The sequence below is a fragment of the Corynebacterium nasicanis genome (assembly GCF_042658165.1).
GTDB lineage: Bacteria > Actinomycetota > Actinomycetes > Mycobacteriales > Mycobacteriaceae > Corynebacterium > Corynebacterium nasicanis.
In genome coordinates, this window is record NZ_JBHSQE010000010.1 from 42,153 (window position 1) to 54,237 (window position 12,085).

Annotated in this window: 10 protein-coding genes and 1 pseudogene; 10 read left to right on the forward strand and 1 reads right to left on the reverse strand. The window is 70.7% G+C overall.

The features are described 5' to 3' along the window. The first annotated feature begins 103 nt into the window (after nt 1-103). The 10 genes and pseudogenes from ispD to ACFPUZ_RS12815 all read left to right on the forward strand — a co-directional run bounded on the left by ispD (nt 104) and on the right by ACFPUZ_RS12815 (nt 10,836). Nucleotides 104-868, forward strand: coding sequence for a 2-C-methyl-D-erythritol 4-phosphate cytidylyltransferase (ispD, locus tag ACFPUZ_RS12770; protein ID WP_377002403.1), 765 nt, complete (start codon nt 104-106; stop codon nt 866-868). After that, on the forward strand, nt 865-1,338 hold the full coding sequence (ispF, locus tag ACFPUZ_RS12775; RefSeq protein ID WP_377002320.1) for a 2-C-methyl-D-erythritol 2,4-cyclodiphosphate synthase: 474 nt from the start codon (nt 865-867) through the stop codon (nt 1,336-1,338). Before ispD ends, ispF begins: the two co-directional genes overlap by 4 nt. A 222-nt stretch (nt 1,339-1,560) precedes the next feature. Beyond that, the gene (locus ACFPUZ_RS12780; RefSeq protein ID WP_377002322.1) at nt 1,561-2,430 is read left to right on the forward strand and encodes a PRD domain-containing protein; all 870 of its coding nucleotides are present in this window, start codon (nt 1,561-1,563) and stop codon (nt 2,428-2,430) included. An 11-nt stretch (nt 2,431-2,441) separates the two neighbouring features. Further along, nucleotides 2,442-4,565: pseudogene (gene nagE / locus ACFPUZ_RS12785) on the forward strand (N-acetylglucosamine-specific PTS transporter subunit IIBC). Between the two features lie 91 nt (nt 4,566-4,656). Continuing rightward, nucleotides 4,657-5,364, forward strand: a complete 708-nt coding sequence (locus ACFPUZ_RS12790; protein WP_377002323.1) for a FadR/GntR family transcriptional regulator — start codon at nt 4,657-4,659, stop codon at nt 5,362-5,364. A 48-nt stretch (nt 5,365-5,412) separates the two neighbouring features. After that, on the forward strand, nt 5,413-6,570 hold the full coding sequence (locus ACFPUZ_RS12795; RefSeq protein WP_377002324.1) for an N-acetylglucosamine-6-phosphate deacetylase: 1,158 nt from the start codon (nt 5,413-5,415) through the stop codon (nt 6,568-6,570). A 22-nt stretch (nt 6,571-6,592) separates the two neighbouring features. Next, a complete protein-coding gene (gene nagB, locus ACFPUZ_RS12800) occupies nt 6,593-7,366 on the forward strand; it encodes a glucosamine-6-phosphate deaminase (RefSeq protein ID WP_377002325.1) in 774 nt (257 codons plus the stop codon). A 21-nt stretch (nt 7,367-7,387) separates the two neighbouring features. Continuing rightward, entirely contained in the window at nt 7,388-8,782 is a 1,395-nt protein-coding gene (gene cysS / locus ACFPUZ_RS12805) for a cysteine--tRNA ligase (RefSeq protein ID WP_377002326.1), read from the forward strand. A gap of 3 nt (nt 8,783-8,785) precedes the next feature. Beyond that, on the forward strand, nt 8,786-9,730 hold the full coding sequence (rlmB, locus tag ACFPUZ_RS12810; RefSeq protein ID WP_377002327.1) for a 23S rRNA (guanosine(2251)-2'-O)-methyltransferase RlmB: 945 nt from the start codon (nt 8,786-8,788) through the stop codon (nt 9,728-9,730). A 23-nt stretch (nt 9,731-9,753) separates the two neighbouring features. Beyond that, nucleotides 9,754-10,836: a LacI family DNA-binding transcriptional regulator gene (locus ACFPUZ_RS12815; protein WP_377002328.1), complete on the forward strand. Its 1,083-nt coding sequence runs from the start codon at nt 9,754-9,756 to the stop codon at nt 10,834-10,836. On the opposite strand, the gene otsB is transcribed toward ACFPUZ_RS12815, so the two are convergent. Continuing rightward, entirely contained in the window at nt 10,805-12,082 is a 1,278-nt protein-coding gene (gene otsB, locus ACFPUZ_RS12820; protein ID WP_377002329.1) for a trehalose-phosphatase, read from the reverse strand. The two genes, ACFPUZ_RS12815 and otsB, sit on opposite strands and share 32 nt — an antisense overlap. Between the last annotated feature and the right edge of the window lie 3 nt (nt 12,083-12,085).

Consider the following 12,085-nt stretch of genomic DNA (forward strand, 5'->3'; position numbering starts at 1 on the left):
TGAAAAGCTGACACCACCGACGAGCCGAGCTGGGGTTTCTCCCGGAGCGCGGCGGTGGGAGGTCAGGGAATCAGGGTGGCCCCGCGGGGACAGGAGTGGAGGACTGGTGCGCGTCATCGCCCTCATCGCGGCCGCCGGGCAGGGGACCCGGCTCGGGGCCGCCGTGCCCAAGGCCTTCGTGCGACTGCGGGAGCGGACCCTCGTGGAGCGCTCCGTCGCCGCCATGCTCACTTCCGGGGTGGTCGATGAGGTGGTCGTCCTCGTCAGCCCCGCCATGGAGTCCTTCGCCCGCGAGGTGCTGGAACGCGCCGGGCTGCTCGGTGAGAACGTCCGCCTGGCGCATGGCGGCGGCGAACGCGCGGACAGCGTGTGGGCCGGCCTGCGGACCATCGCGGACGAAGAGGCCGTGGTGCTCATCCACGACGCCGCCCGGGCGCTCACCCCACCCGGCATGATCGCCCGCGTGGCGCGCCGGGTGCTGGAGGGGGCACCCGCCGTCATTCCCGTGCTGCCCGTGGCGGACACCATCAAGTCCGTCGCCGGCGACACGGTCACCGGCACCCCCGACCGCGCCACCCTGCGGGCGGTGCAGACCCCGCAGGGCTTCAGGCTCTCCGTGCTGCGCGCGGCGAACGAGGCCTATTTCTCCGCCGCCGACGCCGCCCACCCCGCCGACGCCGACCCCGGCTTCACCGACCCCGGCTTCACCGCCACCGACGACGCCTCCCTCGTGGAGTGGCACGGGGTGCCCGTGGTCACCGTGCAGGGGGACCCCATGGCGTTCAAGGTGACCACGCCCATTGACATGACCCTCGCCCGCACCATCACGGACGAGGCCGAACCGACCATCTTCGAGGTGCCCTCATGATCATCCCCCGCGTAGGAATCTCCACCGACGCCCACCAGATTGAAGCGGGCAAGCCCTGCTGGATCGCCGGCCTGCTCTTCGAGGGGGTCGGCGGGTGTGAGGGGCATTCTGACGGGGATGTCGTGGCGCACGCTCTCGTGGATGCGCTGCTGTCCGCCGCGCAGCTCGGTGACCTGGGCACTCTCGTCGGGGTGGGCCGGGCGGAGTATGACGGGGTCTCCGGGGCGCAGTTGCTGCGGGAGGCCCGGCAGGCGGTGGAGGAGGCCGGCTTCGTCATCGGCAATGCCGCCGCCCAGCTCATCGGCCAGTCCCCGAAGATGGGGCCGCGCCGCCTCGAGGCCGAGCAGGTGTTGTCGGAGATTCTCGGGGCACCGGTGTCCGTGGCCGCCACCACCACCGACCACATGGGCTTCACCGGCCGGGGGGAAGGCCGGGCCGCGGTGGCCACCGCCGTCGTCTGGCGGGTGTGACCACCCTCACGATCAACCCCGAATTGAGGGGTTTCCACACTAATTCTGCCTGGAAGCCGTCAAGACCCTTGGAGTAGGTAGGACATCGGACTTATAGTGAAGAAGTCCCAACCCTCCGGGTGTTACTGACCTGATCAGGCATGACTGGATCCTCGGGCACGCACACCCCTTCGTCGGGGCTGCGCGCGTGCCCTCCCGCCGACGACGTGCGAGGAGCCTGTCATGGCCGACGCGACCGATGCTGCGCCCCGGATCATCCGTGTGTTCAGCAATAACGCCGTGCTCGTGCGCCTGCCCGGTGGGGATGAGGGGGAGGAACTGGTCATGGTGGGCCGGGGGATCGGCTTCCAGCGCAAGCAGGGCGACGAGATCTCCGCGGCCAACGCCGACCATCAGTACATGGAACTCAGCCCCGACAAGGTGCAGTTCCTGCGTTCCGTCAACGCCATCGACCCGGAGATCATGGAGACCATCTCCGCCGCGGTCGACCTGGCCGTTGACCTGCTCGGTGAGCTGCACCCCTCGGTGTATGCCGTACTCGCCGAGCACATTTCTTTCGCGGTCCAGCGCGTCGGGTTGGGGGAGACGATCCGTAACTCCCTGCTCGACGAGATCCGGGCCTCGTTCCCCCTGGAGTTCCGCGCCGCGGAACTCGTGGTCGGCTACCTCAACTCCCACGTCGACGGCATCGATCTGCCCGTCGACGAGGCCGCCTACATCGCCCTCCACCTCAACGCCGCCCGCCTGGGCGTCACCGTGAAGCAACCCCTGGCCACCGCCCATGCGCTGGCCGGGCTCATCCGCCTGGTGTGTCTGCGGCTCAACGCCACCACCACCGCCCTCGACGGAACCCCGGACCGCACGCTCGCCATCGAGCTCACCCGCCTCAGCCGGCGGGCCGCGGCCGCGCAGTTCCGCACCAATCTCCTGCGCCGCTCGGTCGAACGTGACCTGCCGCGCGAGATCGACCTCGCCCGGCAGGTTCTCTGCCGCATTCTCGACGTCCCCTCCCTGCCCTCCCACGTCGAGGGGGAGGCCGCGTTCCTCGCGGTCTTCCTCCACGGATGGCAGCAGACGGTGCGTCCGAACTGAAAGGAACCGACATGTCAACCTCCACCACCGCGCCTCCCCGGCAGCGGAAGAACGCCGGAAACGTCGTGATGACGTCCCTGCAGAAGCTCGGCCGCGCCCTCATGGGTGCCGTCGCCGTCATGCCCGTCGCCGCCATCCTCATGGGTGTCGGCTACTGGATCGACCCGGAGGGCTGGGGTGCCGAGAACATCCCCGCCGCCGTCCTCATCTCCGCGGGCGCCGCGGTGCTGGACAACCTCGGTGTCATCTTCGCCATCGCCATCGCCTTCGGCCTGGCCAAGGATCACAACGGAGCGGCCGCGCTGTCCGGCTGGCTGGGCTTCACCACCCTCACCCGCCTGCTCAGTGAGAAGTCCGTCGCCGGTTACCAGGGCGTTGACCTCGAGGCCCTCGACGGCCAGGCCGCCATCGACTGGGCGTCCCACGGTTGGGCCGCCGTCGGCCCGGGCAACGTCCTGTTCGGTATCGCCGTCGGTATCCTCGCCGCCTGGGTGTACAACCGCTTCCACGCCACCAAGCTGCCCGATGCGCTGGCCTTCTTCTCCGGCCGCCGCCTGGTGCCGATCCTCACCGCGGTCTTCTCCATCGTCCTGGCCGGCATCTTCTACTTCGTGTGGCCGTTCATCTACGGCGTGCTCTTCGACTTCGGTACCTGGATCCAGGGCATGGGGGCCGTCGGCGCAGGTATCTACGGCTTCGCCAACCGCCTGCTCATCCCGACCGGTCTGCACCACGCGCTCAACTCGATCTTCTGGTTCGACATCATCGGCATCAACGACATCGGCAACTTCCTCGGCGGTGGCAAGACCATCGAGGCCGCTGCAGCCGCCACCTCCGCCGCGGACTGCCCGGGTATCTGGGCCAACGGCGTCTGTGAGGTCGAGGGCATCGTCGGCCGCTACCAGGCGGGCTTCTTCCCGGTCATGATGTTCGGTCTGCCGGGTGCCGCCCTGGCCATGTTCCTGCGTGCGGACACCAAGCGCCGCAAGGCCGTGGGCTCCCTCATGCTGGCCGGCGCGCTGGCCTCCTTCTTCACCGGTGTCACCGAGCCGCTCGAGTTCTCCTTCATGTTCGTCGCCCCGCTGCTCTACGTCGTCCACGCCCTGCTCACGGGTATCTCGGTGGCGATTGCCGCCTCCTTCGAGTGGACCGCGGGCTTCGGCTTCTCCGCCGGTTTCGTCGACATGCTGCTCTCCGCGCGTAACCCGCTGGCCAACCAGTGGTGGATGCTGCTGGTGATGGGCGTGATCTGGTTCGCGCTGTACTTCGTCATCTTCTACTTCCTCATCGGCCTGCTCAACCTGCGTTCCCCGGGCCGCGGCGAGGAGGACGGCGACGCCGAGGCCACCCTGGCAGAGGACGCCGAGGTCGCGGATGTCGCCCGCCAGATCATCACCGGCCTCGGTGGGCAGGACAACATCGACACCATCGACTACTGCACCACCCGCCTGCGCGTGACCACGCGGGACCACGTCCCGGTCGATGAGGGCGAGATCAAGAAGGCAGGCGTCGCCGGTGTCATCCGCCCCTCGCAGAACAACGTCCAGGTGGTCATCGGCCCGAAGGTCCAGTTCGTCTACGACGAGGTCGCCCGCCAGCTCTCCCGCTCGGATGTGGCCCTCCAGGGCGAGCAGGAGATCTAGATGTTCGGCTTCGGCAGAAAGTCCACGACCGTGGACCTGGGATCCCCCTTCGCGGGCGAGGTCATCCCGGTCACGGAGGTGGAGGACCCGGTCTTCGCCGGGAAGATGGTCGGCGACGGCTTCGCGGTACGCCCGCGTGCCGACGCCCCCGTGGTCACCGTCTGCGCCCCCGCCGCCGGTGAGCTGGTGACGGTGTTCAAGACCGGGCACGCCTTCGCGCTGCGCACCCCGGAGGGGCTGGAGGTGCTCGTCCACATCGGACTGGACACTGTCGAGCTCAAGGGCGAGGGTTTCACCACCCTGGCCGCCCAGGGTGAGACCGTGGCGGCGGGGCAGCCCATCGTGGAGGTGGACCTCGCGCTGCTGCGGGAGCGGGGCCGGAACCCCGTCACCCCCGTCGTGATGAGCAACCGCAAGCAGGTGGCGTCCGTCGAGGTCATCACCGGTTTCATGGATAGTGGCACTATTTCCGCCACGGTGACCCTGGCGTAGGGATGCTGACCATGGGGCGCCGGAATTGTATATTCAGATCAGTTCTCAGTGGCCGGTCGTCGTCGATCGGCCCGGAAAGGGTCTGGTCACCATGGTCAGTACATACCCCGGCGCTCGCAGAACCCGCAGTGCCGCCCGCACCGCCGAAGAGGGGATCAAGGACTATATCCGGACGCACCGGCTGCGCCCGGGAGACCTTCTCCCCTCGGAATCGGAACTCTGCGAGGCCATTGAGTGTTCCCGTTCCTCCCTCCGGGAGGCCGTGCGCACCCTCTCCAGCCTCGACGTCGTTGAGGTCCGGCACGGGCACGGCACCTTCGTGTCCGGCCTCTCGCTCGAACCGCTGCTGCGGGGGCTCCTCCTGCGCATCACCCTCAATCCCGACCGCTCGCTGGAGCACCTGCGCAACGTCATCGACACCCGCGAGGCCCTCGACCTCCACTCCGCCGAGGAAATGTCATCACATTTCGCGGGGCGGGACATGTCCGAGCACTGGGAGATCATCGAGCGCGTCCGCACCATCGCCGCGGCCGGCCAGACGGCCGTCCCGGAGTACGTCGCCTTCCACCAGCGGCTCCACGCGGGACTGTCCAACCCCCTGCTCCAGGAGATGGCGGGTGCCTTCCTGCGCATCCACATCGACTGCCTCCGCCTCCTCGAGCTGGCGCCCCCACGCGACTTCCCCGACACCATCCGGGCACACACCGACCTGCTTCGGGGGCTGCAGGCCGGCGACGCCGACGCCGTCCGCGCCGCCGTCCGCGACCATTACATCCCCCTGCGCCAACTCCCGGAATAGCGGTGCGGCGTGCCGGGGGCTGATCCGAAAGGAGGCCTCCGCGAGGCCATGACTCCACGCACCCTCACCGGCACCGTCGTCACCGCACGGGGCGAACAGCCGCACACAACCGTCACCATCACCGGGGACACCATCACGGGCCTGGCGCCCGCCGACCCCGCCACCCCCGACACCGGGCTGCGCCTGATCCCCGGGTTCATCGACCTCCACAACCACGGGGGCCTGCGCGGCTCCTTCCCCGACGGCGACGCCGAGCAGTGCCGCACCGCCGTGAGGCACCACCGCGCGCACGGCACCACCACCCTCCTGGCCAGCCTCGTCTCCGCGAGTGAAGAACACCTGCTCCGGCAGATCCCCGTCCTGGCGGGGCTCGCGGAGGAGGGCGAGATCGCCGGGATCCACCTCGAGGGGCCCTTCGTCAACGTCGGCAAGTGCGGCGCGCAGGACCCGGCGGCGATCATCCCCGGCGACGCCGCCCTCTTCGCCCGCCTCATCGCCGCCGGTCGCGGCCACGTCCGCTCCATCACCTTCGCCCCGGAGACCGCCGAGGTTAACGCCCTGCTCGACCTGTGCGCGGAGCACGACATCATCGCCTCCCTCGGGCACACGGAGGCCAGCGCGGAACAGACGCGGGAGGTGGTGGACGCGGGCGTCGAGAAGCACGTGACGGTGACGGCCACCCACCTGTTCAACGCGATGCCGCCGCTGCACCACCGGGCGCCGGGCGCGGTTGCCGCGCTGCTGAGCGCGGCCGCCCGCGGCGAGGCCTTCGTCGAACTCATCGCCGACGGCGTGCACCTGGCCGACGACACCGTCGACATGGTGCTCGACAGTGTCGGCGCGGGCGCCTTCTTCATCACCGACGCCATGCAGGCCGCCGGCATGGCCGACGGCGACTACACCCTGGGCACCCTCGACGTCACCGTGGCCGCCGGGGTCGCCCGCCTGGCCACCACCGACGGCACCCCGGGCGCCATCGCCGGCGGCACCACCACCCTCGCCGACCAGGTCGCCCGCCACCTGGCCCGCGGACATTCCCTGCCCACCCTCGTCGCCGCCACCGCCGCCACCCCCGCCCGGGTCCTGGGCATGGACGACCGCATCGGCGACATCGCCCCCGGGTACCTGGCCGACATCGTCGTCCTGGACGCGCAGGGTGCGGTGCGCGACGTGATACGCCGAGGACTTAGCATTGAACGCAGCTGACCCGTCCACGCAAGGAGACAACATGGACATCCTCATCCGGCCCGACGCGGCCGGCGTCGCACTCGCGGCGGCGGACATCATCGCCGACTACGCCCGCCGCGGCGCCACACTCGGCCTGGCCACCGGCTCCACCCCGCTGGGCACCTACCAGGAACTCATCCGCCGCCACCGGGCCGGGGAGCTCAGCTTCGCCGACTGCACCGCCTTCCTCCTCGACGAGTACGTCGGCCTGTCCCCGGAGCACGAGCAGAGCTACCACCACACCATCCGCCACGAGTTCACCTCCCACGTCGACTTCGACGACTCCCGGGTGCACAGCCCCGACGGCACCGCGGCCGACCCGTGGGTGGCGGCCGAGGAGTATGAGCAGGCCATCATCGACCACGGGGGTATCGACATCCAGCTGCTGGGTATCGGCACCAACGGCCACATCGCCTTCAACGAACCCGGGGCGGCGCTGCACGGCCCTACCCACGTCGACACCCTGCAGCCGCAGACCATCGCCGACAACGCCCGCTTCTTCGAGCGCCCGGAGGACGTGCCCATCCACGTGCTCACCCAGGGCCTGGGCACCATCCAGCGCGCCGGGCACCTGCTGCTCCTGGCCACCGGCGCCGGCAAGGCCGAGGCCATCGCGGCGCTCGCCGAGGGTCCGCTGACCACCATGTGCCCGGCCTCGGTGCTGCAGTCGCACCCGCGGGTGACCGTCATCGTCGACGAGGACGCCGCCGCGCTGCTGCACCACCGCGACTACCATCGCTTCGTCGAGGAGAACAAGCTGCCGCGGAAAAACTGACGGGGTCTAGGATGGTGAGTTGTGACTCTCCGTATCTTTGACACCGCCACCCGGTCGCAGCGCGAGTTCGTCCCGGTCCGCCCGGGACACGCCTCGATCTACCTGTGCGGTGCGACGCCGCAGTCCCAGCCGCACATCGGCCATGTCCGTTCCGGCGTGGCCTTCGACATCCTCCGTCGCTGGCTGCTGGCCTCGGGATACGACGTCGCCTTCGTGCGCAACGTCACCGACATCGACGACAAGATCCTCACCAAGGCCGCCGAGCACGACCGGCCCTGGTGGGAGTGGGTGTCCACCCACGAGCGCGCCTTCACCTGGGCCTACGACCAGCTCGGCGTGCTGCCGCCCTCGGTGGAGCCCCGCGCCACCGGGCACATCACGCAGATGGTCACCTACATGGAGCGCCTCATCGCCGCCGGCTTCGCCTACGAGGCCGAGGGTTCCGTCTACTTCGACGTGGCCGCCTGGGTCGCCGCCGAGGGCTCCGACTACGGCTCGCTCTCCGGCAACCGCGTCGAGGAGATGGAGCAGGGGGAGACCGACAACACGGGCAAGCGTTCCCCGCAGGACTTCGCCCTGTGGAAGGCCGCCAAGCCCGGCGAGCCCTCCTGGCCCACCCCCTGGGGGTCCGGCCGCCCCGGCTGGCACCTCGAGTGCTCGGCCATGGCGACCTGGTACCTCGGCGACATCTTCGACATCCACGGCGGCGGGCTGGACCTGCAGTTCCCGCACCACGAGAACGAGATCGCCCAGGCGCACGCCGCCGGGGACGGTTTCGCCAACTACTGGATGCACAACCACTGGGTCACCATGGCCGGCGAGAAGATGTCCAAGTCGCTGGGCAACGTGCTCGCCGTGCCCCACATGCTGGAGCTGGTCCGCCCCGTCGAACTGCGCTACTACCTCGGCTCCGCGCACTACCGCAGCGTCCTCGAGTATTCGGAGGCGGCGCTGCAGGAGGCCGCGGCCGGCTACCGGCGCATCGAGGATTTCCTCGCCCGCGTCGGGGACGTCCCGGTGGGGGAGTGGACCCCGGCCTTCGCGGAGGCCATGGACGATGACATCGCCGTGCCGCGCGCGCTCGCCGAGATCCACAACGCCGTCCGCGCCGGCAACACCGCGCTGGCGGCCGGCGACACCGCCGCGGCCACCCGCCTCGCCTCCGCTGTGCGCGCCATGGCCGGCGTGCTCGGGGTCGACCCGCAGGACGCGACGTGGGGGACGGGGGCGTCGCAAAGCGACGATGCCCTGGTCGCCCTCGACGTGCTCGTCGCCGCCGAACTCGAACGCCGCACCACCGCCCGGTCCACCCAGGACTGGGCCACCGCCGACGCCGTCCGCGAGCGACTTCTCGCCGCCGGCATCGACGTCACCGACACCCCCGATGGCCCGCAGTGGTCGCTGAAGAAGGACTGATTCATGGTTAAGCAGGGACGACCCGGCGCCCGACGCACCAACAAGAAGGGCGCCGTCAAGGGCTCCGGCGGACAGGTCCGCCGCGGCCTACGCGGCAAGGGCCCCACCCCGAAGGCCGAGGACCGCGAGTACCACGCCGCCCACAAGCGCAAGAAGGCCGCCGAGCGCCGCGCCTCGGGGCGCCACGTCCAGGAGAACCCCTACGAGCTCGTCGTCGGCCGCAACCCGGTCATCGAGTGCCTCCATGCGAAGGTCCCGGCGTCGCTGCTCTACGTCGCCGAGGGCACGGGCGCCGACGACCGCCTCACCGAGGCCGTCCAGATGGCCACCACCCGCGGTATCCCGATCCAGGAGGTGGCGCGTTTCGAGCTGGACAAGATGACCGGCAACGGCCTCCATCAGGGCATCGGGCTGCAGATCCCGCCCTACAAGTACTCCGACGTGCACTCGCTCATCGCGGCGGCCGCCGACAGCGGGGAGCCGGGCATGTTCGTCGTGCTCGACAACATCACCGACCCCCGCAACCTGGGCGCCGTCATCCGCTCCGTCGCCGCCTTCGGCGGGCACGGCGTGGTCATCCCCGAGCGTCGCTCCGCGGGGGTCACGGGCGTGACCTGGCGGACCTCCGCGGGCACGGCCGCGCGCCTGCCCGTGGCGCGCGAGGTCAACCTCACCCGCACGCTCAAGGAGTTCCAGAAGAACGGCTACCAGGTCGTCGGCCTCGACGCCGGCGGCGAGCACACCCTGGACACCTACGACGGCGGCACGGACCCCGTGGTCATCGTCGTCGGCTCCGAGGGCAAGGGCATCTCGCGCCTGGTCCGCGAGAACTGCGACGTCATCATGTCCGTCCCCATGGAGAGCTGGGTGGAGTCGCTCAACGCCTCCGTCGCCGCCGGTGTCGTCCTGTCCGAGTTCGCGCGTCAGCGCCGGGCGGCGCAGGCCTGATCCCCACGGGCTAGGTTGGGGACATGGTCAAACGTGCCCGGACACTGGCGTCGCTCGCGGCGGAGCTCGGCGTGTCCCGCACGACCGTGTCCAACGCCTACAACCACCCCGACCAGCTCTCGGCCGAGACCCGCGAGCGGATCCTGCGGGCCGCCGCCGCCCGCGGCTACCCGGGCCCGGACCCCATGGCTCGCTCGCTGCGCACCCGCCGGGTCGGGTCCCTCGGCGTCCTACTCACCGAGCACCTGTCCTACGCCTTCGAGGACGCCGCCTCGGTGGATTTCCTCGCCGGGCTGGCCGAGGCCACCTCGGGCACCGAATCCGCGCTCACCCTCATCCCGGCGGGGCCCTCCGAGGATGACGCCTCCGCCCTGGTGGGGCGGGCGGTGATCGACGGGGTGGTGGTCTATTCGGTGGCGGAGGGGGATCCGCACCTGGCGGCGGCGCAGGCCCGGCAGGTGCCGCTGGTGGTGTGCGATCAGCCGAAGGGGTTGGAGCTGCCCTTCGTCGGCATCGACGACCGGGCGGCGATCCGCCCCGCCGCCCGCGCGCTTGTCGACGCCGGCCACACCCGCATCGGCATCCTCGCCATCCGGCTGCACCGGGAGCGCCACGACGGTTTCATCACCGACATCGACGACGCCGAGCTGCACGTCCAGCGCGAGCGCGTCCGCGGGGCCCGGGAGGAGTTCGCGGCCGCGGGGCTGGACGACATCCCCGTGGTCACCCGCCACATCAACGACCACGACACCTGCCTGTCCGCCGCCCGGGAGCTGCTCACGACGCACCCCGAGCTCACGGCGGTGCTGTGCACGACGGACTCCATGGCGCTCGGGGTCCTCGACTTCGCCCACGAACAGGGCATCGACGTGCCCGGCGAGCTCTCGGTCACCGGCTTCGACGGCATCCGCACCGCGCTGCTGCTGGGCTTGAGCACCGTCATCCAGCCGAACAAGGCGAAGGGGGAGGCCGCGGGCCGCATGCTGCTGCAGCTTATCGACGCCCACCTCGCCGACGCCCCCACCACCGCACCGCGGGTGATCCTGGAGACCACGTACCACCCCGGCCGGACGGTCAGCGCACCGCGCGCCCCACATACGCCATGAGCGCCTCGCCCGGGGTGGCATCCGCCGGCGCGGGGCTCGGCGGGCCGAACTGACCGGTCTCCTGCAGCGCCGGGCCGAGGGACTGCAGGCCCGCCAGGTTCCGGGCGGCGTAGTCGGCGTCGAGCTCGACGTGCCGCCCCTGGGAGCGGGCGAGGTCCCAGGTGTGCATGAAGATGTCGGGGAGCAGGAAGCCGTTCGTCGCCTGCCCCACGGTCTTCCCGGCATCGGGGCCCGACTCGAAGACGGCGTCGACGCGCTCGTCGCCAAGCAGCGCGCGGACGCCGGCGACGAAGGAGAACCACCGTTCGGTCGGATCGTCGCCCTCCACCGTCAGCTCGATTCCGGCGTGCCGGAGGTTTTCCGGGTACCAGGTGAGCAGGTGCTCGACGATGTCGCGGGCCGCCCAGCCCGCACACGGAGTCGCGGCGGACCAGTCGCTCACGCCGAGCACCTGGGCGGAGAAGCCGGCGGCGAGGGCCTCGAAGCGGGCGGGGAGTGCGCGCGGGACGGTGGCGCGGGCCTCGGCCAGCGCGGTGAGCAGCGCGGCGACGGCCGGGATGTCCGCGATCCGGTGGGTGGCGGCGGTCTCCCCGTCACCGACCTTGACGCCGACATCGCCCTCGCGCAGGGCGCGGAAGCCGTCCTCGTCGGTGGTGTCGTCGCCGATGAACAGCGCCACGTCGGGGTTGACCCGGGCGATCTCGGCGGCCAGCCACGTGCCCTTCGTCCGGTCGGAGACGGAGAACTCGACGATGTTCTTGCCGCGGTTGACGCGGGTGCCGGGGGCCTCGATGAGCAGGGCGCGCTCGAGCACCGCATCCCCGGCCGCCTGATCCTGCGCCGCCAGCCGGGCGGTGTGCACGACCCGCTGGAAGGGCTTGCGCTCGACGTGGACGAGGGGGTCGTCGAAAAGCAGGGTGGCATCGAGGTGGGCGAGCAGCTCCGACTGCGCCGCCGTGAGGGTGGCGCCGTGCTCGGCGGATTCGGCGCCGTGGGAGCCGGCCATGATGATCGGGGGCCGCAGGACGCACTCCTGCGCCAGTCCCGCCAGGTGGCGGCCCGAGAGCACCGCGACGTGCGTGCCGGGCAGCCCGGCCAGGCGGGTGAGCGCCATGAGGGAGTCGACGTTGACGGGGACGCCGTAGATGTCGGTGGTCAGCCCGGCGAGGGTGCCGTCGAAGTCGGTGACGATCAGCAGCGTCTCAGCCGAGGCCAGACGGTTCAGGGCGGCGGAATCAAAGCTCATGCG

Bases quoted from the DNA above. Each gene is read 5' to 3' on its own strand.
- ACFPUZ_RS12815 (WP_377002328.1), top strand. From the start codon at position 9,754: ATGGTCAAACGTGCCCGGACACTGGCGTCGCTCGCGGCGGAGCTCGGC.
- otsB (WP_377002329.1), bottom strand. From the start codon at position 12,082: ATGAGCTTTGATTCCGCCGCCCTGAACCGTCTGGCCTCGGCTGAGACG.
- ACFPUZ_RS12790 (WP_377002323.1), top strand. From the start codon at position 4,657: ATGGTCAGTACATACCCCGGCGCTCGCAGAACCCGCAGTGCCGCCCGC.
- ACFPUZ_RS12780 (WP_377002322.1), top strand. From the start codon at position 1,561: ATGGCCGACGCGACCGATGCTGCGCCCCGGATCATCCGTGTGTTCAGC.
- rlmB (WP_377002327.1), top strand. From the start codon at position 8,786: ATGGTTAAGCAGGGACGACCCGGCGCCCGACGCACCAACAAGAAGGGC.
- nagB (WP_377002325.1), top strand. From the start codon at position 6,593: ATGGACATCCTCATCCGGCCCGACGCGGCCGGCGTCGCACTCGCGGCG.
- ACFPUZ_RS12795 (WP_377002324.1), top strand. From the start codon at position 5,413: ATGACTCCACGCACCCTCACCGGCACCGTCGTCACCGCACGGGGCGAA.
- ispF (WP_377002320.1), top strand. From the start codon at position 865: ATGATCATCCCCCGCGTAGGAATCTCCACCGACGCCCACCAGATTGAA.